Origin of the sequence: Methanosarcina sp., from assembly GCF_028693135.1 — an archaeon.
Taxonomy (GTDB): Archaea; Halobacteriota; Methanosarcinia; order Methanosarcinales; family Methanosarcinaceae; genus Methanosarcina.
In genome coordinates, this window is the sequence record NZ_JAQUVZ010000008.1 from 24,000 (window position 1) to 48,974 (window position 24,975).

The window sequence follows — 24,975 nt, forward strand, 5'->3', positions numbered from 1 at the left end:
ATATCCCTTACATTATTGATCAGTGAATAAATTTTATACTGTAAGAATCCATTGATTCAAAATCCTTATATTTTTCTCTACTAAAACAGAGTAAATAAACCTTCCGAAAAAAATAGAAATTTTATATCCAATCTAATTTAAAAATATAGTTAATGATCAAAATTAACTCTAGTGATAAAATACTTAAAGAAAATCTGAGAAAAGATCTATAAGGAAGAAACATTATAGAAAAAATTATGTAGTAATAAACTAAAATATTCTTGGCGTTACAGGAACTTTTTAAATAAGAGGATTTCTCAAATAAAAAACACTTCTGTAAATCACCGGATTATCCTGAAGTCTGCGATATTATTGCCCTGCGGACAGCTTCGGAAAGTCTTTCCGGGATCTGAGAGCCAATCATCAACTTTTTTACATTGTGCCCTTCCGCAAATTCCAAAAGAACGCCCCTGTTACCCTTTACATTATATGCAGTCCCTTTTAACCCGTAGCGTATGCCCCAACCTCCGTAATCCCTGATTGGGTTGTAGGTTATGACTTCGTAACTCTGGATAGTCTCGAAAAGAAAGGATCTGAAAGAAAAATGAAAAGGATAAAAGCGGACGTACATACCATCTTTCCTGATTTCGGTGATCATTTTGAGGGAATAGAATAAAAGAGGGAAAAAAACCCCAAAAACCAGCAATAAGACAAGCATCATCCAGTCAGGAGCAGGATTGTTCCCGAAAGGTTTCCCGAGAAAGAGCTGCTGGTAGGCACCATACCAGAAAATAAATACCGGAATACCAACAACGAGCCTGATCCACACCTGATCCATCTTCTGGACTTCTCTAAAGAGAACTGGATTACGTATCCTGCTCATTCCTTCAGTTGTGCAGTACATTTTTTGCCGGTCTCCGAATATGTTATCAATATTTTATGGAATATATAGGAGAGTTTTATGAAATTTGATCGAAAATTTAGATAAAGTATTCTGAGAGTGAAATATTGTATAACCCCATGAGAATAAACCTGCATAAGAATTATAATAACTAAAACGACAAACTGATTTAAAAAGGATTCTAAAAAAGTAGAGAAATAAAAAAGTAGAGAAATAAAAAAGTAGAGAAAACTGGCTATTTAATAGCCCAGTCTCTCCATTTCCTTCAGTACAGCTGCACTGAAATCCGTGAAATTTTGAATCCCGCCAGTCCAGGCAGCCATCATCATAGTATCTGAAATTTCGGCTCGTGTGGCTCCGAATTTATGAAGCCTTTCCAGGATCTTGACCGCGCTTTCTGTGTTGTTGTTGGAACAGGCGATAGCAAAGACCATCAGATGCTTCTGTTTCATGGAAAGCCCGCCTTCCCTCTCAGCCCAGACAGCTTTATAAAAACCTGCAAGCCCTTCGCCAAAATCCTCATTTATCTTTTCAGCGTAAACAACAGACCTGGGTAAAAAGCCCTTTACTTCTTTGATTTCTTGGATGTTCTGCCCCATAATAATCGATATGTTATAGGCAAGGATCGGATATAACAGTATCTCTTAACCGTATCTCTTATTATTTTCCATATCCACTTACAAAACATTGAAAGATTCTATATAAAACAAAGAATAATAAATGACGAAACCTTGATTTGCTTTTTAAAGCTATTACTTCTATACTGCTGGATAGACACAATCACAGGGACTAAAAATGTTATACCGCAAATTAGGAAACACGGGCGAAAAGGTTTCGATTCTCGGATACGGCTGTATGAGGCTTCCTGTTCTCGACGGAGTGCCCGACAAAATAGACGAGGCAAAGGCAACTGCCCTCCTCCGCGATGCAATTGACCACGGGGTAAATTACGTTGACGCTGCCTATTCCTACCACGGGGGGATGGGCGAAGTTTTCCTGGGAAAAGCCCTTGCCGAAGGCTACCGGGAAAAAGTCCATCTGGCAACCAAGCTCTCCTGCAAGCGCGTAAACTGCAAAGAGGACATGGACCGTTTCTTAAACGAGCAGCTTGAAAAGCTCCAGACGGACTGCATTGACTTCTACCTCCTGCACGCCGTAAAGAAAAGCTACTGGGAAAAACTGAAGAGATTTGGGGTTACAGAATTCCTGGAAAGAGCTCGAGCAGCCGGGAAAATCAAATATACAGGTTTTTCCTTCCACGACGAGCTGGACGTTTTCAAGGAAGTTGTGGACGCCTACCCCTGGGACCTCTGCCAGATCCAGTTAAATTACCTGGACGAAGACTTTCAGGCAGGAATCGAAGGCCTGAAATACGCGGCTGAAAAGGGGCTTGCAGTCGTGGTCATGGAACCCCTGCGCGGTGGAAACCTGGCTTCAAAGGTTCCGGAAGAAGCCCGGATGGTCTGGGACCGTGCCCGAATCAAAAGAAGCCCCGCAGAATGGGCTTTCCGCTACCTCTGGGACTATCCCGAAGTCAGTGTTGTCCTTAGCGGGATGTCGGAACCAGAGCACCTGAAAGAAAACCTGAGAATTGCGGAAGAAGGGCATTCCAGTTCCCTTTCAGCCGAAGAAAAAAGCCTGATCAGAGAAGTTAAGGAGATCTACAGAGCCCGGATCAAAGTCAACTGCACGGCCTGTAAATACTGCATGCCCTGCCCCTCAGGAGTGAATATCCCGCGGAACCTCAGCTACCTTAACGACGTTTTTATGCTTGATGATGTGGCAAATGCCAGGTTCCAGTATGGAGTTCTTCTGTCCCCTGAGGAAAAGGCCGGGAACTGCGTTGAGTGCGGGGAGTGTGAGGAGGTCTGTCCGCAGAATATTAAGATACGGGAGATGTTGAAGGAAGTTAAGGAGTTTATGGAGGATTGAAGAGAATTGGAGTTTTCTGTATCCTTAATGCTTTATGCTCGTGCTGTCGCAAACGATATATTCTGTAATTGCAGAATTAAGCCCATATAGCTTGTGCAAATGAGGTAAATACTCGAAGGAAACTCCTTCCTCGACAGCCAGAGGCTTGCAGGGAGGGGGAGTTCACTCACAGCCCGAGAACATTATAAAATTTAACACTAAAGGAGGATGCGCCTTGAAAATTGCAGTTGTGGAAAACGAAAACCAGCAAACGAGTTCTATATTTGAACCGGGATTCATTGCAACATATGAGAAAAACGGTGGGGAATGGAAAGCCTTCAACCGTTTTGAAAATAAAGTTTTCAATGCGAAAGGAATGGCAGCGGTCCGAATGGCTGTGGCGGATACCATAAAGCAGCTTGGTGATGTAAAAGTAGTGGTTGCAAGTGAAATCCCGGGTATCGCATCCGGCACTTTTCAGGCAGCGGGCTTTGACATCTTCCTTGTGGAAAGCAATGTGCCGGATGTCCTTGATTCGGTCAAAAAAGACATGCTTGAGACAATTGAGAAGCGGCAGGAAGAGCCCCGTAAATTCGATATCAACGAATTTCTGGAACCCGGTGTGAATAAAGGTGATTTTTCGATTAATATAGAAAAAATCATGTTTAAAAATCCGGAGTTGACTTCAAAGAAAATTCTGATTCCCTATCTGAAAAATGGAGAATTTAACAGTCTGGATGTCGTTTGCAGTCATATTCCTAAGTGGTTTATCACAGATTTAGGCGGCTTGGGGTTTGAATACGAAACTGTAAATGAATTGCTGAATAGGAATACCTTCAGGATAGTACGTGTGCAAACCACGTAAAATTGGTGATTTTGAGGACACTTGAAATTTCTACCAGTTACTTTTTTACAGGCAGCCCATGAAGGTAAAAGGCTTTTTTTGCAAAAAGCCTAAATCTCTACCTCCTGTCCGCCAATCAATAAGCTCTTAATCACGGCATTTCCATATTTGTCAACAACAACCTTTACATCGACTCCTTCTTCGCCGGTCCACTGTTGGCTTTCTATTTCTATCCCCCTGCCTTCGGGAACAAAATAGCTCTCAATACCGTACTCGACCCTGAGTTCTTTAATGTGAGGTTCTTCTGTTATAATGCCATCTTCATCTTCGCCCCAGTCGTAGATCAGTTCTTTTACCGTACCTTTGAGATAAAGTTCATCGCCGGGAGGATTCCTGTATACTTTTTTGGGCACCCCGTACCCGTCTTCCAGTTCAATTGCCAGGTATATCCGGTCATTATGGTTAAAATAAGGATCTTCAACTGGGACCTCATCCAGGTCAAGGGTACTGATATCGTAATTGAGGATCACGTAATCTCCTCTAAAAAGATCCCTTGGGTCTACAGGTTCGGTTTTAAGTACAACTTCGGTCCCGGTTCTCAGGGTATATTCTTTGTACAGGATAAAACCTGAAAAGAGCATGAGCCAGAAGACTATCGTGAGATAAAAGATCTTCTTTTGATTCATCCCCGGAACCTCCCTTTTCCCGAAAGAGCCATTGCTTCATAACCCCTAAATCTCAAACAGCTGCTTTTCATTGTCCCTTTCATTGTTCCTTTCATTGTCCCTTTCATTGTTCCCCTCCGGAAAATTGGACCTTTAATTCCCGTCTTTTTCTTTCAAGAACAACACTTATAACCAGCAGGACAAGCCCTCCAAGCATGAAAAAGAGTGACCTTGGAAGCATTTCCCAGAAAAAGTCAAAATATCTTGCAAAAATGAGGATGACAAACCAGAACATTGTGGTATTTACTATCCCCATATCTTCGGTGCTGTACCCGGCATAGAGGAGCAGGGTTAAAAGTCCGAGGAAGATGACATTGAAAAGAATCATGTAAGTTTTTTCCGATGCCGGGCTGTATATTGTTGTGAGAGTGATCCCTGCCATTAACAATGCAACTATGGATATGCTCACATCTGCCTGAAAACTTTTAAGCCTTTCTCGGAGTGATTTTGGAAGCAGGACTGCCAGGAAAAGGACTCCTGAGATGGCGTAAATAACAGGAACGATTTTTTCAACCTGATATTTCCCAAGCTCGAAGGTGTGTACAAATAATGCAAAGAGCACAGCCTGCAGCCCCATAAACTTAAACGGGGTTTCAGCATGTTTTACTTTTTCTGCCAGCCCATGCAAAATCCCTATAAAATAGATCGAAATGCCTGAGATGAGGAAGAGGTCCCAGATATTAATCAATTTATTAAGATCAGTCCTCTCCCCGTACAGAAGACTAATCCAGAGATAAAAGAGCAGGGAGCAGAGCCCGGCGATTGGAGCAGACCGGTAGCCGTAGACCAGGGGAAAAATTCCAAGGCCCCAGATCAGGACAAGGGTACTGTTGTTGGCGTTGATATTGTAGATCTGGGCAATTAAAAAGAAACTGGCTCCAAAGAGCAGGGCTGAGAGTAAAATCAGGGCAGAACCCAGCCGGAGGTATTTTTGTTTCTCGTATTTCAAACGATAACCCGCATAATGTATGCCCACTGTACTTCCAACAAGCAGCAAAACCCTGGCAATATCCCCGATTTTCTCCCAGTTAGAAGCCACAAACAGAATGGCACCGATCCCGATTAAAATAGCCCCTATGGTCGAAAAGGCAATAATTTGTTTTTTTGACCTGCGTTCCCTTTTATATTCCGCAAGATCTCCCCTCATCTTTTCTGCCTGAGCGTGATCAATAGTGCCTTCATCCAGCCATTTCAGGATAAGGTCTTCATCGAACATATGTAAATTACATCAATATGTTCTATATACTTCTTTTCAGGCACATAAACTCCCGCTTCCTTTCCTTATTTAAAAACATGCCAAATCTGTTGTATCCTGTTTTTATCCAGATTCCTGTTTTTATCCAGATTCCTGTTCTCAGATAGTTTCATCCGAAACTATTATATGCATCAAAAACCTTGAGGGCACCATATTAGTTTCATATGAAACTATATTCCAAATAGCCTTGATCTCAAAACAAGCTTCTCAGCTTCGGAAAAAGGGAGAATAAAAGGGAGGATAAAATATGGAAGACCCAGGAGAAATCTGCGGCCCTATCGCTCACATCTACCGGAGCCACCTGGCATACATGGCAAAGGAACTTGAAGCTTACCGGATCGGAAGCGGACAATTTGATTTTTTAATGGTTTTATACAATAGAGACGGCATCTCTCAGGAAAACCTTGCAAAGGCTCTGAAAGTAAGCAAAGCAACAAGCACTCGAGCGATCCAGAGCCTGGAAAAAGAAGGGTACGTGTACAGGCTAAGGGACAAAGATGACCTCCGGGCTTACAAGGTTTACCTGACTGAAAAAGGAAAGGAAATAAGAGGGGTTGTCCTTAAAAAACTGATTTCATTTGTCGATACTCTCCTTTCGGATTTCACCCCGGAAGAAAAAGAAATTTTCAGGCAACTGGTCCAGAAGGCTGCATTTAAACTTCTTGAACCGGGATCTGAACCTCCTCGTCCTGACAGGCCGGGGTACATGAAGTAAAAACGACAGGGAAGAATAAAATATGGATGAAAAAAGTGAATTTCTGGGAACAGAGAGTATCAGAAAACTCCTGTTTAAACTTTCAACTCCTGTGATCATCGGAATGCTGGTGCAGGCTCTCTATAATGTAGTGGATACCCTTTTTGTAGGATGGGCTTATGGAGCGGAGAGTGTTCAGGCCATAGGTGGGCTTTCCATAGCCTTCCCGGTTCAGATGATAATTATGGCTTTTGGAATTATTCTTGGGACAGGGGGCTCTTCCATTATCTCGCGTGCCCTCGGGGCACGAGAAACCGAAAGAGCTGAGAAAGTCCTTGGAAATGTTTTTTCCCTGAGCCTGATCCTCAGTGTGCTTATTGCAATTCCCTGCCTTCTTTACCTTGATCCTATTCTGAAAGCCTTCGGTTCGACTCCCGGAATCCTTCCCTACGCCAGAGATTATCTTGAAATTATAATTGCAGGAGGGATTGTTTTTGTCTTTGGAATCTCGGTTCAGAATATCGTCAGAGCCGAAGGGAATGCCCGCCTTGCGATGAACGCTATGCTGATAGGAGGCGGCCTTAATATTCTCCTTGACCCGCTTTTTATCTTCGGCTTCGGGATGGGGGTGCAGGGAGCTGCAATTGCAACCGTGCTGTCCCAGTCAGTGGGTTCGGCCTGGCTCCTGCAATACTGCCTTAAAGGAAAAGGAGCTGTGCGTTTCAAAGCAGAAACATTGAAACTGTCCCCGGGCATTATTAAGGAAATCGGAGCTATTGGGCTTGGGTCTTTTGTAATGGAGGCATCAGGCAGTGTTATGATGATTTTTGTGTACAATGCCCTTGCAAGCTACGGAGGAGATGTCGCAATTGCCGTTTTTGGTATAACAATGAAGATTAATTCCTTCATCTTCCTTCCCCTCCTGGGTATGTCCTTTGGCCTGCAGCCGATTGTAGGGTTCAACTACGGAGCAAAACAGTTCGGAAGGATAGTAGAAGCTGTGAAATTGTCTCTTGCAGCGACAACGGCTTTCGGGCTCCTTGGCCTCCTTGTCATCTCCCTCTTTCCGGAGCAACTCCTCGGGCTTTTCAGTGCCGATCCGGAATATCTGACAGTTGGAAAAAGCGCTGTGGTGATTATGGTCCTCGGGCTGCCTTTGATAGGCTGCAATGTTGTCACAACAACCTTATTTCAGGCCCTGGGACAGGCAAAACCCTCTTTCCTGCTCTCTATTAGCCGGCAGCTCCTCTTCCTGATCCCTCTTGTGATCATCCTCCCCCGTTTGTATGGGCTGGCTGGAGTCTGGGCGGCTTTTCCGGCTTCGGACCTTCTGTCGTTTCTTCTTTCCGGACTGATGCTTCTCAGAGTATACAGGAGTTTTAAAAAACGTACAGGTGTTTCAAAAATCGGGATCGGGGCAGAAATGGCAATTTCAAGCAGGTTAGAATGAGGTCTGGCAAACTGAAATGAAGACAGAAGTTCGACTTCTGCTCCTCCCTCTTTTTTCCTTCGATTCAGGTTCATAAAAGATTCTCAGTTTTATATAACAATCTTCAGAATCATTGTTTCAAAAACCGTTTGAACTCAAATTACATACTTTTTCTATCAAGCGAATTGAGGTAACATGAAATGAACTGCGGCGAATTGAAGGAAGGCCAGATTCTTGTTTGTGAAGAGTGCGGGTTCGAGCTTAAAGTAGTAAACGAATGTGGAGAAGCCTGCTGCACGACTGACACTTGCTGTACCGGCAACATAACTTGTTGTGGAGAACCGATGAAATTAAAAAAATAAGCAAGAAAAATTTTTACTGTCTTTTTTCTTTTCTTTTTTCCAGCAAGCCCTGCATCAGCATAATTGCTGCATAAGAACTAACAAACCAGAATACAAGGGCGATTCCAAGAGACAGTCCCCACTTCCCAAGGTGCTGCATGCAAAAGGTAGCCGTGAGCACGCAGATGGTACAGCCCAGCATCCCTGCACTAGCTCCAAGGGCGATATCGGCAGCCTGCTCGGAGTTTCCGAAATGTCCGGCCATAATAACAGCTGCAGCCATTACCGCAGGAAAAGCAGCAAAAATCCCTGCAAAGGATTTTGAAGGCACGAGCTGGAGCACAACATAACAGGCAGCAACAGCCAGGCCCCCGAAAATGAACCTCAGGCCCAGGTCGCGGATATCGAGTTTCATTAGCTGCCTCGTGATTCAGGACTTTTTTTGATTTCCATTGGTTTAGTCCCCGATTGATTTTTGTTCTCTTGATTTGCTTTTCCCTTATTTGTTCTCTTGATTTGGTTTTCCCTTATTTGTTCCCTTGAATCGGTTTTCTCTTGAATTGGTTTTCCCTTGATTTGGTTTTCCCTTCTCAAAACCCGAACCACATAAGGTAAATCATCGGAGCAAGCACCGCCCAGAGGAGAAGGGCAAGTCCAAGGCCTGTTTTCCATCCGTACCTGAGAATAAAGTAGCTGGCAGCAAGTGCACAGCAGATATCTGCTGCCATTCCCACCAATGCCCCTTTCGAAAGCTGTTCGGTCACAGACAGCAGTTCCCCGCCTTCATATTCCAGGCTCAAGCCCATGACTGCTGCCAGGTACACTGCCGGAAAAGCAGCAAAGATTCCTCCGAGCTTGCCCCCGAAAGTCCGGGCGATCAGAGTGGAAGCTAAAACCGCACTTCCTCCGAACAGGAAGCGGAGGAATAAAGAAAAAGGATCAATGTCAAACATGATGTTTCTGCCCCGAGTGCCTGAATGACCTTTATAGGCATTGGAATAACCCTGGATACTGGGCTGCCATGCAATGAACTTTATTCTTCCTTGCCGTACTTTTCTCTGATCTCAGACTCTTTTAAGACTTTTAGCCCAAGCTTTTCCAGAATTTCGGAAATCCTTTTTTTGTCTTCACTTTTCATGGATTTCCGGTCAAAATAGGCAAATTCAGCATTTGATTTCTCGACCGCCTGCCTGATAAGAGCCTCATCCACGAATTCGAGCTGGTATTTCGGAAAGTTGTGGCCGAAAGAGATGGCGGTTTCCAGCAGCAGGCCTGTCTGGCGCATGGCATAGTGCCCGCCCCCGAAGCCAACTGCAGTGGGAACTTTTTCAAGGGATACTGCAAGGATGGCCTGAGCGACTACTTCACCGGGGACCGGTTCTTCCCACTGGCCTTCAGTGCTCCCGATTTCGGCGTAAATGGAGGGCACAGTTAGTTCGGTTGGCCCGTGGTGGGTTACTTCCAGGGTTACGTCGTAGTCCAGCCCTTTTACTTTGGCAAGCCTTTTCATCTCCAGCAGGATGGATTTCATGGCTGCCGGGGAAGAGACCGCAAGCTCTCTCGGGTGTCCTCCGAGCCTGGCTTCATCCGAGGAGTTCCCTGTGCAGTGCACAGTCAGGGACTTCACTTCCTCTTTGCTCCTGTGCTTGGAGGCAAAGATAATCAGGGAGGCTGGCAGCCCTGCAGTTTCCAGTTTCTTGTCAAGTCCATCCTGAAAAACATGGATTTCTTCAATATCTACAAGCCTGAATTTTCCATCCGTGGATTCTCTAGCTGCTGAAAATTCGGAGTCTGGCGGGAGTTTGAGGTTTTTCCATTCTCTCAGGTTCAAGAGATGAGTTTTGATGTTCTGGCTGGCAAGGTCAGGGGCAGAACAGATGATGGTGATTTTTGAATTATTCATATTCTCTGGATTACTTATATCAGTCATTGGCGGATCAGTCCGGTTTTCTTCTGAATTTATCCTGAATTTATCCTGAATCTATTCTGGACTTTCGTTCAGAAACAATTGCCTTTAGAATTCGTAAAGATAGATAAAACCAACCCCGCAATTCCGGCTTAAATCAAAAAATTGCTGTTTTGTCCTTTTTGAGTTTCAGGATAAATCCCTGCTTCCCAGTTCTGTAGAATTCTCATTTCATGCAAAAAAACCGTTTTGTCCTGAGAAGATATCGAAAGCCTCCACCAGCTTTTCTGGCGGCCCACTCCTAAAAGAAAAAGAGTGATTAAATGTGATATGAGCGTGGACTTTTTTTAAACATTAATATATTTTTTTTGTTCAGACATCCGCTTTTATGCTGTCTTTTTCATTTTTCACTGATCTTTTTTCGTTGTATTTTGGAAAAGCCGGACTTACGTCCGGGAAAAAAACGACTCAATAAAGCTAATTCCGGTTGATTCGGCTTGAGTTCGGGATTTCTTCAATTCTACGGATGGTTTCCCCTTCTTTTCAAAATTGGAATTGAGGGTCCGGTTTTCTGATACAAAAAAGGCACATTCCTACCTGGACATCATTTCTGCCTGATGATATTCTTGACTCGTCGATCCTTTCCCCTGGACTCGAAAAGCTCTTTGAGCCAGGGAAGTCTTCATTCTCTTCGCAAGAAGTATGGAACAAGATTCTGGAAACAAATGGCTCAACCGGTCAAATATGAGGCTTATAATTCTGCCCCACAACGCTCACGGAATTTAGCATCGCTGTCATGCCCCTCAAAAATGCAATTTTGACACATCTGTCCTTTAATGTTTTTGCCTGCAAAGGTGATCTCGGATGTGACAATACCTGTTGGAACCTCTATGATGCTGTAGCCTATTATCATGATAACTGATGCCAGTGCCTGTCCGAGATTAGTCTCAGGGACTAGGTCTCCGTATCCTGCGATTGTAAGGGTTATGATCGTCCAGTAGATGCTCCGGAGTATGCTGGTAAACCCGCTCTCTGCCCCTTCAATTACGTACATAAGGGAGCCCAGTATCACCACCAGAGTCAAAACAGTAAATTGGAACAGGATTATTTTTCGCCGGCTTGCACGTAAAGCTCTCATCAATAAATCAGCTTCACCAGGACGCTGGATGAGTTTGAGTACCCTGAAAACCCTGAGTAACCGTAGATTTCAGATCACCACCAATATTTCACAAATTATTAAGTATTTTCATACAGTGGTTTAATATTAGGCGTGAACTACCAGGTTTTTGACCTATTCTCATAATATTGGAATGATTCGAATAATCATTTTCGTAGAGGTTGCATTAGATACAACATATCCTTAATATAAAGAAAGTGATATAGTGTATCCTGTAATTATATCATTTCTCAAACAATCTGGTTTCTGTGATGATTTCCAATTTTGTTTGAAGAGGTGTTCTTATGAACAGCAACACAGCAGTTAGAAATCTTGGCATAGGACTGACAGTAATGGGCTTCCTCTCGCTGCTGGGATATGCCCTTTATAATTTTTTGACCATAGAGTCCAGCCTGATACTTAAAATGTCTATTGGGGCAATTGTAGCAGGTATAGGGCTGGTTTTATTGATCCTGATAAAGGAAAAAATGAGTGTTGAGGATAAGGAAACTGAAAGAAGATACTAGGTGAGAACATGATAATCGCAACCACAGATACAATAGCAGGAAAGGAAATCACACATACCCTTGGAATGGCCCGTGGTAGTACCATTCAGGCCAAGCATATTGGCAAGGACATCATTTCAGGTCTGCGCACCATCGTAGGGGGTGAACTGAAAGAATACTCAGAGATGCTTGAAGAGGCAAGGGAAAAGGCGATCAACCGCATGGTGGAAGATGCCGAAAAAATGGGGGCTGATGCCGTGGTAAATGTCAGGTTCATGACCTCCATGGTAATGGCAGGGGCGGCCGAGATACTTGCATACGGAACAGCTGTTAAGCTAAGGGACAGGGAATAATCATTGTTCCTTAAATAATAACCCAATTTAGTGAAGTAAAGGACTCCGAGACTGCTTCCGTTTTAAAATATTAATACCTATTTTCGCAGTATCATGGCAGTTTATCTGTCGCTTTTACTTTCTACTCATCTTTTTAATTTTCATTTTGGGAAAACCGGACTGCGTTTGGGACAAAAACGATTCAATAAAGCTAATTCCGTTTTATCTGGATTTAGTTCAGAAACGGTTTGAGAAGCTATTTAATGTTGTTCCGGTCTAAGCTTGGGAATTTTCAATCCAGCGGTTGTGTTCTTTTAGTCAACAAACCGTCTGATCTCTTTTTGTGTCCCGGGCAGAACCTCAAACACCATCAGCGCGTCAGAAAAATTGTAAAAACTAAGGACAAAAAATGTTATTTACAGGGCCCTGCTCCCTGGAGAGACTGAGCCCCGCTTTTTTCCGGTAGGAAAAAAGAAAAAAGAAAAAAAGGTTGTTTAAATTACTTCAATCAGGCTTAGCCAATGTGGAAGTAAGCGTCCACAAGTTTCCTGATTTCGTCGTTCTTGCCGTAGAGCCTCTCGCTGAGCTGGTCGTCATTAAGGGCTTCAAGTTCTTTTGCGGCGTCATTGATCATGCCTTCGGTGAAGACATCGTATTCCATGAAAATGTCTTTCTGTTTCTTCAGGGCCTGAGCGGACTCGTAGCAAGAAGCAGGCAGGTGTTCAAGCTGAGCAAGCCTTTCCTTATGTTCGTCCTTGAAGATGTTCACGCTGATATAGAGCTTCTTTGCAACCTCAAGGGCGTTTTCCATCTCAAACCCGTGGCGGATACCTACAGCGAAAGCTGCAAAGAGGAGGTAAAGGTCAGCTGAAGGATCTGCAGCACGGAATTCAAAGGTCGACTTGTAGCTGTGGTCTCTGAAATCCTCGTTGTAGTTCGGATTGGCGAGGGCTACCATCGAGTTGGACCCTTCGGAGAACCATCCAAGGGGCACACGGACCAGAGCAGAGCGGTTCCTGTCTCCCCAGCAGATGTTGGTAGGAGCTTCCTGGTGAGGAACAAGGCGCAGGTAGGATGTAGGAATTCTGTTCCCAAAGGCAGTGATTCCTGCAGCGATGTCAAGAATGCCTGCCATTGCACGCTTTGCAACGTCGCTAACATTCCCGTTCTCGACCATGACACTCTTTCCGTCTTTCAGGAGCTTCATATGGACGTGCAGTCCGCTTCCGGCTTTTCCGACAGTGATCTTCGGGGCAAAACTGACTCTTACACCATACTGGTCGGCGAGCATCCTGAGCATCCATTTTGCAATAAGCAGGCTGTCGGCACTGTTTTCAAGTGAGTCAGTCTCGAATTCGATTTCGTTCTGCTCGTAGTAGTACTTGTCATCAGTGAAGTTCCCTACTTCAGAGTGCCCGTACTTGATTTTTCCGCCAGCTTCGGAAATGTACAACATTGCTTCTTTCCTGAGCTGATCGAATTTGGTGAAGGGATTCGATTCGTGATATCCTCTCTGGTCAACAGCCGGGAAATTCATGTTGACTTCATCTTTGTTGGCAATGATATAGTATTCAAGTTCGCCCATTGCCTGAAGTTCATAGCCTGTCTTCTCGGTCAGGGTCTGACTAGCCTTCTTCATGACGGTTTCAGAAGCGCTTTTGAGGGGGGTCCCTTCCTTGTCGAAATAGGAACAGAGAATGTCCAGAGTGGGAATTTCTTCAAAAGGATTTAAGAAAGCAGTCCTGTATTTAGGGACTACATAGAGGTCACTTGAGTCTGCCTCAATGTATGAAAAAATACTTGATCCATCTACTCTCTCACCGGCGGAAAGTAAGTTGTCAAGGTGCTCTTCGTCTCTGATCACGAAGGCGAGGGCTTTAAGTCTCCCATCCCCGCCAACATAACGGAAAGTAAGCATCTTAATGCCGTTTTCCTTGACGAACTTTATAATGTCTTCTTTGGTGAATTCGCTAGCTGGTTTATTGAGGTACTGTACCAGTTTGTTCGGATTAAGTTCTACTGATGATGTTTTCATAATTATCCCTCTTTTTTGATTGGAATATTGGAATATTCGAGTATTCAAGTATTCAAAGCCTCATTTCAATACCGAATATTTTTCAGACTTAATGATTGCCGTATCAATCATAATTTTGTAAATTTATGTCTGAACAGGAAAGAGATAACTTACTGCTGTCTATATAAAGTTTTCTTTTTTTTATTTTTTAAAGAAAATATAAAGAGGTGAAAGATTATCATGGACATGTACCACATAATTCGATTTTTCGGACAGCACGAGCAGGTGAAAAAGAGGGTTTTGTCTAACAAATATATTTGAGGAATACAATATATACATATTTAATAAATAAAACTATAAAAATACAATATAGATATTTATATATATTTAATAAATCCCGCTGTAATAAAAACACAATAACGATATTTAATAAACACAACTCTTTTAATAATGTAATAAAGACATCTAATAAATATGGTTATAACAAATATAGTTATAAAATTGGTTGGAACAGCCAGAAATTTCGGTATATTTTCTATTGGTATATTTTCTATTATTCCATAAGGAAGAATGGGGGAAAAGTATGGAAACTTATAATATTCCAGAGATTGCAAGGAATGTTTTCAGCGTCGGGTCAAAAGACTGGAACCTCAGGATGTTCGATTCATTAATTCCTCTGCCAGAGGGCACCAGCTACAATTCTTTTCTTGTAAAAGGCGAGAAGAAAACAGCCCTTATAGATACTGTAAATCCGGGTTTTGAAGAGGAATTTGAGGTAAAAATCAATATGGTCTCAGACCTGGAAAAACTTGATTACCTGATAATGAACCATGCCGAGCCGGATCATTCCAATGCTATTAGCTTTATCCTTGAAAAAGCTCCTAATGCCTTATTTGTAACAACTGAGAAAGGAGTGAAGATGGCAAAGCTCTACCATGAGCTACCTGAAGACAGGATCAAAATCATTGCTGAAGGAGATAGCCTCGATCTGGGAGGAAAGACCCTTCGTTTCATAGAAGCTCCCTGGCTTCACTGGCCTGAAACCATGTTCACATACCTGCCTGAAGACAAAGTTCTTTTTACATGCGACTTTTTCGGAGCTCATACAGCCCAGGGTATCTATGATGAAGATATAGAGGATCTCATTCCTTTCGCAAAACGCTACTACGGCGAAATTATGATGCCTTTCGGGAAAATGGGGGCAAAGGCTCTTGAAAAAATAAAGGATCTCGACATAAAAATTATTGCCCCGAGCCACGGACCTATCTACAAAGATCCCGGGAGAATTATAGGTCCATATACGAAATGGACTGCAGGAAAAACAGAGAATAAAGCCCTTATTGTCTATGTGAGTATGTGGGGATCCACCAGGGAGATGGTCCGGACAATTGCAGAAACTCTATTACAAGAAGGCGTAGATGTTAGAATGTATGATCTTACAGTCTCGGATATAGGGGATGTTGCAAGAGAACTGGTTGATTCCCGGGCTATTGTCCTTGGATCGCCGACCGTTCTGGGAGGTATGCACCCGATTGCCCTTTACGGCGCTTCTCTGGTAAAAGCTCTAAACCCACCGGCAAAGTATGGGGTTGCACTCGGGTCCTTTGGCTGGGGTGGAGGGGCACTGAAGCAGGCAGGTGAAATCCTGGCTCCTTTGAAAATGGAGATTGTGGGAACCCACCAGGTGAAAGGCAGAGCTAAAAAAGAAGACTTAAAAAAAGTTGAGGAAATCGGCCGAGAACTGGCTCAAAAAATGAAAGCATGACTCAGTGAATCGCAGGAGGAAGAGGTTTGCAGGAGGAAGAGGTTTGCAGGAGGAATCCTCTCAGGCATACATATCAGGCTCCTCCACGTCAGGCTACACCACGTCAGCACTATACTGTTATCTGACTGATGCGGTTAATCTGATTGAGAAGACTTATGTAATCTTTTCAGTAGCATGCGTAAATATCCGTAAAGGGAAATGCCTAAAATGGCTCCCCACAAAGGCATGAGGCTTTCGGCTCCTGCCCATCCCCTTAGAGCTGTCAACAAGCCTGCACTCAGCAGAGCTGTCAGTTGAGCTGCCTGCACTCGAAGAGGATTTAAAGGAATTCCTGTCATGTCCCCTCCTGATTTTATTTTTTGGGAGCTAAGGATAATAGGAATGAAAAGTAGAGCTGCTATTAACATTAGTAAGCCTGATTGCAGATCCAGAAAAGTGGTTTCTATATCCAGAAAAGTGTTTTCTTGTCCTGCAGCCTTTAAGAAAGCAAGTACTGAAACGATAAAGGCTGCTCCTCCAAAGATACGGTTGTGACGATTGGGTACAGGAAGGAAAGAGTCCAGATAAAATGCAAGTGAAGTAAATAAGCCAAAAGTCCAGTTTGCTTGCAGCGAAATCCAGCCTGAAAGCAGAAGTACCGCAAGAGAATCGGAAGTTTTTGAAGGCATCCCGGTACTTCTGTTAACTATGCGAATAAGCAGAAGTTCCAGGAAGAGAGCAAGCAAAAAAGGAGCAGGGAAAAACAGAAAGCCTGTGCAGCCCAAAAAAGCTGCAAAAAAAGCAGAGAGTTCGTTGTCCGGGTCAAGCTCCCTTGCAAACGCCCAGGCAAAAAATACCGATGTTCCTGCTCTTAAGCCTGAGTAAAAAGCCGCAGAAATATCCATTCCAAGGAAAAGTTGAAAGCCTGAGATTCCAAAGAGGAAAAGCAGGGAAATTATCACAATTGCCCTGTTTGTGGGATAATCAAGGTCTATTGAGCGAGTAAGTGAACTTAGCCTTTCAACCTTCATTCTTACCTCTGCGAGCTGAACATGTTTAACTTTTGTGTTTATTATTCGGAATTCAGAAATAGAATATCATCTGGTATAGAATTCTTAAAGTTAAACATAATTTGAGAAATTATGATTTGAACAGGCTTAAGGTTCATTTTTAAGCTGATCTTCGAGCTTGAATTTCAAGTTCCGGATGAAGAGGTTTTCTTATGGAAGGGAAATCTGAACTAAAAAAGGAACTGAGTTTACTGGAAATTACTCTGGTAGGAATTGGCAATATTCTCGGAGCCGGGATCTATGTGCTTATGGGAAAAGCTGCAGGACTTGCAGGCAATATGGTCTGGCTTTCTTTTCTGTTTGCAGGATTTACTGCTGCACTTTCCGCCCTTAGTTATATGGAGCTTTCTTCTATGTATCCCAGGGCAGGGGCAGAGTATGAGTTTACAAGAAGAGCTTTTGGGGAACGTGTGGGTCTATTTGTAGGGCTTCTCGTAATCTATTATGTAGCAATTACCGGCTCTGCGGTTGCTCTCGGATTCGGAAGGTACTTCAGTAACCTTTTTGGGGGTGGAATTTTAATCGGGGCAGTAAGTCTGTTTATTGTCCTGAGTCTGATCATGGTTTACGGCATCAAGGAGTCCGCGCGGCTGGCTATTCTCATGACTTTTATAGAACTTTCGGGACTTCTGATTATTATTTACGTGGGAATTCCTCATCTTGGAACGGTAAATTATTTTGAAACTCCGAACCTCTCAGGAGTCTTTGAGGCTTCTGCCCTGATTATTTTTGCATTTCTTGGTTTTGAAGATATTGTGAGATTATCCCAGGAAACGATAGATGCAGAGAAAACAACTCCCAAAGCTTTGCTTATTGCCATCTTCGTCACTGTGTTCCTCTATATTTGTGTGGCAGTATCTGCTGTAAGTGTGCTTGATTTTCGGGTTCTCGGAATTTCAGAGATTCCACTTGCTGATGTTGCGGCTGTTTCTCTTGGAGATAAAGCTTTTGTCCTTCTTTCCTGGATCGCTCTTTTTTCCACAACGAACACCGTACTTGTGGTTATGCTTGGAGGGTCGAGGATTGTCTACGGCATGGCAGAAGCAGGTTCGCTTCCGAAAATCCTCGCACGTGTACACCACTTCTTCAAGACTCCCTGGACTGCAATTTTTGGAATTGCATGCTTTTCGAGTCTGTTTCTTCTCCTCGGAGACATAACAACGGTAGCAAATATTGCGAATTTTATGATTTTTATTGTCTTTTTTATAGTTAATATTTCCCTCATAAAGCTCCGATACACAGAGCCGGGTAGAAAACGCCCTTTTAGAGTGCCGTTCAGCATCGGCCGTTTGCCCCTGTTTCCGGTTCTTGGTGCTCTATCTGCTGTTTTTCTTTTTTCCCAGATCAGTAAAGAAGTCATGGTTTACGGGTTTTTTCTTGCAGGAATAAGCGTAATTATAGTGCTGCTCAAAACCAGAAAAAAGTCTGTTGAGATTCTGGCTGGCTGATTTTTTCTCATTATAGTTTTCTTACAGTTAATACCACAAATATCGGAAGATTATTTGTACAGTTGGATATAACAAATACATTTGAGATAATTAAAAAACCCATATAAAGAGAGATTTATCTGAATAATAGCTTAAAAAGAACTTAATATCCATTTATTCACTCAAAAAGTATTTTTTTTCATATTTATAGATTTAAATTCCTTATTCAGGTTAAAACTGCACCTGCATATTTCCGGAACATACAGGTGTTTATGGTATGCCCGATCTATCAAAATGGGCTTTTAATGCTTTTAATTGCTTAAAAAAGCATATAGATATTTTTAATTGCTTAAAAAAGCTTAATCAGGCTTTTTTAAAACATCTGACGATTTATAGTGAATATTTTTCGATTTTAGTTATTTTTGAGTCTGTATATTCAACAAGAATTAGTTTTATATACCTAAAATCCTATTTTACTCGTTTTATTTCAAGGATTGTCTGTATTATTAATTATAAATCTCTAAACTGAAACAAATCTGCAACATACTAAAAATTTATATACATATGCCCCCCAATATAAATGAACGGATTTTAAACAGATTCTCACTCAGACCATAATAAAGTTTCAGTTCGGCTTACAAATAATTTCAGGTTAAAAAAGGGAGTAGATATGAGAAAAGAGCCTTATGAATTCCCATTGGAGGACTTCATTCCAAGAGAAGATTTTAATAAAATTAAGAAGTTTTCCCGGGATAAAGAAACACCATTTCTGATCGTCAATCTTCAGAGAATAGAGCAAAGTTATGACGAACTTGTAGAGCACATGCCTTTTGCAAAAATTCACTATGCTGTAAAGGCCAATCCTATGGATGAGGTAGTGCTCGCTCTGAAGAACAAAGGTTCCAACTTTGATGTTGCAACAGTTTACGAACTTGATCAGTTGCTAGGACTCGGGGTAGAGCCTGAGAGGATAAGTTATGGAAACACGATCAAAAAAGAAAAGGACATAGGTTACGCCTATGAAAAAGGAGTAAGGCTCTTTGTTACGGATTCTGATAGTGATTTGAAAAAGTTATCCAGAAAAGCTCCCGGCTCAAAGGTTTTTTTCAGGATCCTTACAGAAAGTGATGGTGCGGACTGGCCACTTTCTAGAAAATTCGGCTCCCATCCTGACCTGATATACAAACTGATTATGAAAGCCGAAAAGCTTGGGCTTGAACCTTACGGACTTTCTTTCCATGTTGGTTCCCAGCAAAGAGATATCGGGCAGTGGGACAATGCAATATCCAAGTGTAAATACCTCTTTGAAGCAGTGGCCGAAAAGGGAATTCAGCTGAAAATGATCAACCTCGGTGGAGGCTTCCCCGCAAAATACCAGGCTCAGGCCCACGACCTTGAGACTTATGCCAATGAAATCCGCCGCTTTTTGCATGAAGACTTCGGAGAAGAGCTTCCCGAAATAATTATAGAGCCTGGGCGTTCTCTGGTTGCCGATGCCGGTATAATCGTAAGTGAAGTCATAATGATCGCTCAGAAGGCCAGGTTTAACCAGTACAAGTGGGTTTATCTTGATATAGGAAAATTCGGCGGCCTTATTGAGACCCTTGACGAATGCATAAAATACCCCATTTTCTGTGATAAAAAAGGATGTGCAGAAGAGGTCATCCTCGCAGGTCCCACCTGTGACAGCATGGACATCCTCTATGAGAACCATAAGTATTCATTCCCTCATACTATGAGAGAAGGCAACCGTGTATATATCTTCACAACCGGAGCCTACACCCAGAGTTACAGTTCCGTGAATTTTAACGGCTTTCCACCTCTCAAAGCCTACATTCTCTAAAGGGCAGATGCCCTTACTATTTTTCTTTTTTTATTGGCAGTGTAATCTGGCTATCAGATGGTGTGAACTACCATTAGCTAAAGCATCGTAGCTTCCTGCTTCATGCCTCGAACTACCGTTCATAAGCCCACAGGCTCTACCCTCTCAGGCTCTACCCTCTGTTCCAGAGATGAAGAAATATCAAATGAGTTCTGGTTTCCCTGGCCTGGTTATCGCTTAGGAATTCAGCACACAGTATGGGTCTGAATAATATTTGGAGGTTAGCAGATAGTGAAAATGAAAGGAGTTGACGGATTCATTCCACGACTAAAGATCATAAGCTTTCTCCTTTGTTTCTCATAAGTGCTGTAAATCATATTTGCAAAAATACCTTTTTATTATATTTATAATAAAATGAAATTTTTACCATATGTTAGTACTATTGAAATATTAGTTATCATAATAATTTACAATGGTACTAAAAAAAGATATCATAACTGAGTTTTTGGATCGATTATGATATATATATCCACACTATTCTAAAATAAATGTAGATTGAGGGTTAAAGGGTTTTCTCTCAATCCAGGATTGGATCGCAGGTAGGGATTCCGAGAATAGGGACTCGGTCCCTACTAACTCTTTTTGAACTAATAATAATCTTTAACCGATAACCATTCCATATAATATGATCACTCTACAAGTATATTTTTAAAATGTTATCTTTTTTTATGATGTGTTTCTTTTGAATAAGTTTTATAATTGTTCCTATTTTTATTTAATTAGTAGGTGGGGACTTACTGGACAGTAATAATACTGGCTAACCTGCTCATTAGTCTATTGATGCTTTCTAGTTAACATGGTCGATATATACCGATTCCCCTCGTAGTAGATTGGAAAAATTACCCCATAATCTGCAACTATTATTTTAACTGAATCATTTTAACTGAATCTTCGAAAAATAAGAATTAGAATCTTTGAATGAAAGTACAAGGTCGAAAAGTGTGGGAAATATTAAAACTAGGTTATCAAACCAGCTTTCTAACCAGCTTTCTAACCAGCTTTCAAACCAGCTTTCAAACCAGCTTTCAAACCAAATTTTTTACTCTGACCCTCTCAAAGTTCATTCTGCATTTTTATTAACTTTAAACTCCTTACATTCGTAGTAAACCATCTGAATTTTCAGCCCTTTGCCATCAGTTTCAGGTTCATTGGGCACATACTTAAACCCATACATGCCCCCCATTTTTGCAGTGAGTGCAGCTGCAAGGGAATCCAGAATGTCGTCTTTTGCAAGGTCCTTTCGCCTGTACTTTGAAAGGGCATATTCGATGACTTCATTTGCAAATGGGCAGACATTACCCAGAGCTTCCTTTCTTTCAAGAAAACCTTCAACTTTCTTTTTGGGAGATTTCATAGGAAAGCCTGTAAAAGCCTGGAAACAGATTTCCGGCCCGACCTCCCTGACTTTTTCCCTGAGGTTTTTGTTTTCAACCAGGAAACTGTCCACGTCCCGGATTTTAGGGACTATGTTCCAGGCCTGTTTTGAGATGCGTTTTCCCGTGAGCCTTTCATTGACCTCACAGGCTTCTTTATAGGTTTCCGCATAAACCGCTTCCCTGCAGGGCACAGGAAATATACTCGATTTTCGTGTTTTCAGGAGGCTTCGGGCTCCAAGATCTGAAAGCCGCTCTCCACCCCCTGTTTTCAAGCCGATTGGAATGTCAATAAGAATAAGGGGGTCTGCCTGTCCATAATTGTTTTTCAAAAAATCAACAAGGAATGAGAACTCCGGAAAAATCTCAACTTTCCAGGTACAGTCACTCTTATTTTCTCCTTCAAGGAACACTGCAAACCAACCTGCTCTGCAGCCATCGACCCCGACAAAGACCTTTTTGCCCATACCTGTACCTGGGGGGCAAACTTAAAAGAGTTTTTCTTGCGGAGACCCGGGATTGCGGGAAACAGTTAATTAACAAAAAAGATGTACGGATCTGTAGAAGCTCAAAGGTCGGAACAGGTTATCAGGATTAGCTTAAAAGTAAATAAAATAACTTTAAAGGTTGCCTTGATAGATTTAAAGGTTGCCTTGATAAATTTAAAGGTTAATCAAATAGATTTAAAGGTTAATCAAATAGATTTAAAGGTTAATCAAATAGATTTAAAGGTTAATCAAATAGATCTAAAAGTTAATCAAATAGATTTTTCTGGCTGGAAAAAATGTTCATACAATAAGTAAAAATGTTCATGCAATAAGTAAAAATGTTCATGAAATAAGTAAAAATGTTCATGCAATAAGTAAAAATATTCATGCAATAAGTAAAAATTATCAGATTAACAATGAAATTGGAGACAGGTCATGAAACTCTGGTTGCTCAAAGCCGCAGGCACTTTGGAAGACGAAGAGATAATTCAGGAGGACAGCGTGGTTACCATCGGGTGGTCCGAGTTATCCGATTTATCGAATATTAAAAATGAAGAGCAGGTACAGAAACTCATACTTGAAAAATATCCCGGCATGCGAGGAGATCGTTCCGGAACCTGGGCAGAGGACATCTGCTCTTTCATTACAAAAATAAAAAAAGGAGACCTTGTAGCAGTCCCCCTCAAGACCAGAAATGAGGTCCTGATCGGAAAGATTTCCGGGGATTACGAATACAGGAAGCTCAGCGACTTTATCAGCCATATCAGGAGAGTCAGGTGGCTCAAAACCCTTCCAAAAGGGGCATTTGAAGAAGAATATAATGTGGAATTTAACTCCCCCGAAGCTCTCCTCCTGATAAAAGCAGACCCTGAAAAACTGGCAGATTTCATAGAAACAAAAAGCCTGGGAGCTCTCATCGAAGAACTGGGCTTTGCCCTTGAAGACCTGGAATTCCTGAGGGAGCAGATGCTTGACATGGTCTACAGGCTGGCTGAAACCGATGAAATACCTGAAGTTAGGAGAATTGCAGCTGAAATGGAAAAGATGCTGAGAGAAAAGTAAAAAAAGAGGAGAGGAAAGTTACCTCTTAATCCTCTTAACTGAAATTTAATTTTTATATTTATATTTATATTTATATTTATTTTTAGTTTTATTTTTAAATTTAATTTTTACCTATAAGGTCATTCAGGTCAAGCTCAAACCCTACAACAGCGTATCCGAGTGCGAAGTTGTTTATTACTTCGGGATGGAGTTCTCCAAAGACTCCGAGTTTTTTGCCGTTGACATAAACATCTGCCCGCCTGCCTTCAAGAAAAGCAGGGTCTTCGGACTCTTTTACCTCGTAGGGAAGCATCATTTCCCTCATGAGGGCGTCCACAACCTCATAGATCTCGGTGAAATTTGCCTGCGGATGGATCGAGACTGCAGCTACGTGCTGACCGGTTGTTTCGTTGCTGACGACTTCTCCGAATTCGAATATCTTCTGCGGGAGTTCCCTGTGCTGGTTTAAGGCAAGAATTTCAAGAAGGTTGGGGAGCACGGTTGTCCTGAGCATTGTCTGGTCTTCGCTGATCGGGTGAAGCACGTAGGTAACGTCATCAGTCTTTTGCCTGCGCATGTTTTCAAAGTTGACCTTTTCGCTGGTAAGCGTAAAAGGCATAACCTCATAATAGCCAAGCCCGACCATTATTTCATTTACTGGAGCCCGCATCAGGGAAATCGGGTGGGACTTGCCTGCGGTATAGGTCTCAGGGATTCTCACTTTGATATTCTCATAGCCGTACCCTTTGGCAATGTCCTCTACAAGGTCATAGTTGTGCAGGATATCTGCCCTGTAGGCCGGCACCTTTACTTCAACGGTTTCTTTATCGAGGGCAGATGCTCCAAAGCGCATCCTCTCAAGCTGTTTTACGATCTCTTCAACTGAGAGTTCCATGCCTATAAGGGATTTTACCTCGCCTGTGGCAAGCAGCCTTTCTTTGGGCTCAAGGTCAGGCAGGACAAGTTCTTCGCCCCCTGGACGTATTAGCCTTACAAACTCGATCTGCCCTCCCCTTTCTGCAAGGGCTGTAACAACAATATTCAAAGCCGTGTAGACAGCTTCCCCGAGGCCTGTAACATCAATGAACAGGTCGGTTGTGCTTTCGGTTACAGACGTAAGTGTACCGTTAATGATGGGCGGGAAGGACAGCACATTGTCATTTGCGTCCAGGATGATCGGGTATTTGTCAAAACCCCTTACGAGATGGGCAAACCTTGTGCCTTTCGGGTGCTTATCCAGGATTTCCGTCATGCTCATCTTTTCAGTATAATCAAGAGGCACAAACTCGAATTCGGGATCTACTGCCATATAGCGAAAAGGAGCCTTCACATTTTTAAGATCATGGACCCCTATGGACACTTTTTTCCTGTTTCTCCCGAGGCCCCAGTGCAGGTCTTCCTGCAGGTCCATGAGGGATTTGATGGAAGAGGATGTAAACTTTACTCCCCTTACAACCGCACACCCGAGGAAGGGCCTGATCTTCAGGATATCCTCACTGACGGATATGGATACCTCGTAAGGCTTTATCGCATATTCGGAAAGCCCGGTCTCAAGGTCCAGAAAACCCCGCATTGCCCTGGCTGCCCCTTCAACACTGTAGAGGTCAGGCCTGTCAGGGAAGAACTCGATATCGACGTACTCATCTTCAATCCTTTCGATATCGGCCCCTATCATGGGCACCCGTTTTATGATGGTTTCCTTATCTATTCCTGTGAGTTTCTCAAGGTCTTCATAATGCAAGGTGATTACTGGCATGGGGAATTCATCTCATATGTTGCTAGCTAACTTAACCCAAAAATAAGCAACTTTAGATTTAATGCTTTTGTTTCGGGGAGTGTTAGAAAAGTTTCAGAGTAAACAGTATCTCATAATGATATATGGTTTTGCATGCAGCAAGCTAATGTTTATGACAAAAGTATATTATTCCCATATTTTGCGGGGTCACTATCAATGGCT

23 protein-coding genes and 1 pseudogene are annotated in these 24,975 nt (G+C 42.5%); 12 read left to right on the forward strand and 12 right to left on the reverse strand.

Annotation, left to right across the window (positions count from 1 at the left end):
* Positions 1 to 328: 328 nt before the first annotated feature.
* Entirely contained in the window at positions 329 to 883 is a 555-nt protein-coding gene (locus tag PHF18_RS05705) for a DUF6141 family protein (RefSeq protein ID WP_300099561.1), read from the reverse strand.
* Positions 884 to 1,119: 236 nt separating this feature from the next.
* Positions 1,120 to 1,479, reverse strand: coding sequence for a carboxymuconolactone decarboxylase family protein (locus tag PHF18_RS05710; protein ID WP_300099564.1), 360 nt, complete (start codon positions 1,477 to 1,479; stop codon positions 1,120 to 1,122).
* Between the two features lie 196 nt (positions 1,480 to 1,675).
* On the opposite strand from PHF18_RS05710, the gene PHF18_RS05715 reads away from it, so the two are divergent.
* A complete protein-coding gene (locus tag PHF18_RS05715; protein ID WP_300099567.1) occupies positions 1,676 to 2,812 on the forward strand; it encodes an aldo/keto reductase in 1,137 nt (378 codons plus the stop codon).
* A gap of 214 nt (positions 2,813 to 3,026) precedes the next feature.
* Entirely contained in the window at positions 3,027 to 3,656 is a 630-nt protein-coding gene (gene anfO / locus PHF18_RS05720) for a Fe-only nitrogenase accessory protein AnfO (protein ID WP_300099572.1), read from the forward strand.
* Between the two features lie 89 nt (positions 3,657 to 3,745).
* On the opposite strand, the gene PHF18_RS05725 is transcribed toward anfO, so the two are convergent.
* On the reverse strand, positions 3,746 to 4,321 hold the full coding sequence (locus PHF18_RS05725) for a GDYXXLXY domain-containing protein (RefSeq protein ID WP_300099575.1): 576 nt from the start codon (positions 4,319 to 4,321) through the stop codon (positions 3,746 to 3,748).
* 103 nt (positions 4,322 to 4,424) lie between these two features.
* Positions 4,425 to 5,576: a DUF2157 domain-containing protein gene (locus tag PHF18_RS05730; RefSeq protein WP_300099578.1), complete on the reverse strand. Its 1,152-nt coding sequence runs from the start codon at positions 5,574 to 5,576 to the stop codon at positions 4,425 to 4,427.
* A gap of 286 nt (positions 5,577 to 5,862) precedes the next feature.
* On the opposite strand from PHF18_RS05730, the gene PHF18_RS05735 reads away from it, so the two are divergent.
* From PHF18_RS05735 to PHF18_RS05745, 3 genes are all read left to right on the forward strand, one after another.
* Entirely contained in the window at positions 5,863 to 6,330 is a 468-nt protein-coding gene (locus tag PHF18_RS05735; RefSeq protein WP_300099581.1) for a MarR family winged helix-turn-helix transcriptional regulator, read from the forward strand.
* Between the two features lie 22 nt (positions 6,331 to 6,352).
* Complete coding sequence (locus tag PHF18_RS05740; protein WP_300099583.1) at positions 6,353 to 7,759, forward strand: MATE family efflux transporter; 1,407 nt, start codon at positions 6,353 to 6,355, stop codon at positions 7,757 to 7,759.
* Positions 7,760 to 7,938: 179 nt separating this feature from the next.
* Positions 7,939 to 8,100 (forward strand): hypothetical protein, encoded by a 162-nt coding sequence (locus tag PHF18_RS05745; RefSeq protein ID WP_300099586.1) that lies wholly within the window; start codon positions 7,939 to 7,941, stop codon positions 8,098 to 8,100.
* 13 nt (positions 8,101 to 8,113) lie between these two features.
* On the opposite strand, the gene PHF18_RS05750 is transcribed toward PHF18_RS05745, so the two are convergent.
* The 4 genes and pseudogenes from PHF18_RS05750 to PHF18_RS05765 form a co-directional block, all read right to left on the reverse strand.
* Positions 8,114 to 8,494, reverse strand: coding sequence for a DUF3147 family protein (locus PHF18_RS05750; RefSeq protein ID WP_300099589.1), 381 nt, complete (start codon positions 8,492 to 8,494; stop codon positions 8,114 to 8,116).
* A 175-nt stretch (positions 8,495 to 8,669) separates the two neighbouring features.
* Positions 8,670 to 9,032 carry a DUF3147 family protein gene (locus tag PHF18_RS05755; protein ID WP_300099592.1) on the reverse strand — a complete coding sequence of 121 codons (363 nt, stop codon included), beginning with the start codon at positions 9,030 to 9,032 and terminating at the stop codon, positions 8,670 to 8,672.
* 80 nt (positions 9,033 to 9,112) lie between these two features.
* Complete coding sequence (locus PHF18_RS05760; RefSeq protein ID WP_300099595.1) at positions 9,113 to 10,009, reverse strand: D-aminoacyl-tRNA deacylase; 897 nt, start codon at positions 10,007 to 10,009, stop codon at positions 9,113 to 9,115.
* Between the two features lie 727 nt (positions 10,010 to 10,736).
* A pseudogene (locus tag PHF18_RS05765) lies at positions 10,737 to 11,177 on the reverse strand (potassium channel family protein); the annotation flags it as partial.
* A gap of 269 nt (positions 11,178 to 11,446) precedes the next feature.
* Between PHF18_RS05765 and PHF18_RS05770 the strand changes: the two are divergent.
* Both PHF18_RS05770 and PHF18_RS05775 read left to right on the forward strand, forming a co-directional pair.
* Complete coding sequence (locus PHF18_RS05770; RefSeq protein WP_300099598.1) at positions 11,447 to 11,668, forward strand: hypothetical protein; 222 nt, start codon at positions 11,447 to 11,449, stop codon at positions 11,666 to 11,668.
* Between the two features lie 8 nt (positions 11,669 to 11,676).
* Positions 11,677 to 12,000, forward strand: coding sequence for a YbjQ family protein (locus tag PHF18_RS05775; protein ID WP_300099601.1), 324 nt, complete (start codon positions 11,677 to 11,679; stop codon positions 11,998 to 12,000).
* A 493-nt stretch (positions 12,001 to 12,493) separates the two neighbouring features.
* Here the strand turns inward: PHF18_RS05775 and PHF18_RS05780 are convergent, their stop codons facing one another.
* Complete coding sequence (locus PHF18_RS05780; protein ID WP_300099604.1) at positions 12,494 to 14,014, reverse strand: glutamine synthetase family protein; 1,521 nt, start codon at positions 14,012 to 14,014, stop codon at positions 12,494 to 12,496.
* Between the two features lie 562 nt (positions 14,015 to 14,576).
* Here PHF18_RS05780 and PHF18_RS05785 point away from each other — a divergent pair.
* Positions 14,577 to 15,758 (forward strand): FprA family A-type flavoprotein, encoded by a 1,182-nt coding sequence (locus PHF18_RS05785; RefSeq protein WP_300099607.1) that lies wholly within the window; start codon positions 14,577 to 14,579, stop codon positions 15,756 to 15,758.
* 134 nt (positions 15,759 to 15,892) lie between these two features.
* On the opposite strand, the gene PHF18_RS05790 is transcribed toward PHF18_RS05785, so the two are convergent.
* On the reverse strand, positions 15,893 to 16,768 hold the full coding sequence (locus PHF18_RS05790; protein ID WP_300099610.1) for a hypothetical protein: 876 nt from the start codon (positions 16,766 to 16,768) through the stop codon (positions 15,893 to 15,895).
* Between the two features lie 191 nt (positions 16,769 to 16,959).
* Here PHF18_RS05790 and PHF18_RS05795 point away from each other — a divergent pair, with 191 nt between their 5' ends.
* Both PHF18_RS05795 and PHF18_RS05800 read left to right on the forward strand, forming a co-directional pair.
* Entirely contained in the window at positions 16,960 to 18,255 is a 1,296-nt protein-coding gene (locus tag PHF18_RS05795) for an APC family permease (protein ID WP_300099613.1), read from the forward strand.
* A gap of 649 nt (positions 18,256 to 18,904) precedes the next feature.
* Entirely contained in the window at positions 18,905 to 20,077 is a 1,173-nt protein-coding gene (locus PHF18_RS05800) for a type III PLP-dependent enzyme (RefSeq protein ID WP_300099616.1), read from the forward strand.
* Between the two features lie 1,099 nt (positions 20,078 to 21,176).
* On the opposite strand, the gene PHF18_RS05805 is transcribed toward PHF18_RS05800, so the two are convergent.
* Positions 21,177 to 21,956: a DUF429 domain-containing protein gene (locus PHF18_RS05805; RefSeq protein WP_300099619.1), complete on the reverse strand. Its 780-nt coding sequence runs from the start codon at positions 21,954 to 21,956 to the stop codon at positions 21,177 to 21,179.
* A gap of 81 nt (positions 21,957 to 22,037) precedes the next feature.
* Between PHF18_RS05805 and PHF18_RS05810 the strand changes: the two genes are divergently transcribed.
* Together PHF18_RS05810 and PHF18_RS05815 are read left to right on the forward strand one after the other, a co-directional pair.
* Positions 22,038 to 22,292, forward strand: a complete 255-nt coding sequence (locus tag PHF18_RS05810; protein ID WP_300099622.1) for a hypothetical protein — start codon at positions 22,038 to 22,040, stop codon at positions 22,290 to 22,292.
* A gap of 120 nt (positions 22,293 to 22,412) precedes the next feature.
* Complete coding sequence (locus PHF18_RS05815; RefSeq protein ID WP_300099625.1) at positions 22,413 to 23,039, forward strand: hypothetical protein; 627 nt, start codon at positions 22,413 to 22,415, stop codon at positions 23,037 to 23,039.
* Between the two features lie 100 nt (positions 23,040 to 23,139).
* Here PHF18_RS05815 and pheT read toward each other — a convergent pair whose 3' ends face one another.
* Positions 23,140 to 24,774: a phenylalanine--tRNA ligase subunit beta gene (gene pheT, locus PHF18_RS05820; RefSeq protein ID WP_300099628.1), complete on the reverse strand. Its 1,635-nt coding sequence runs from the start codon at positions 24,772 to 24,774 to the stop codon at positions 23,140 to 23,142.
* Between the last annotated feature and the right edge of the window lie 201 nt (positions 24,775 to 24,975).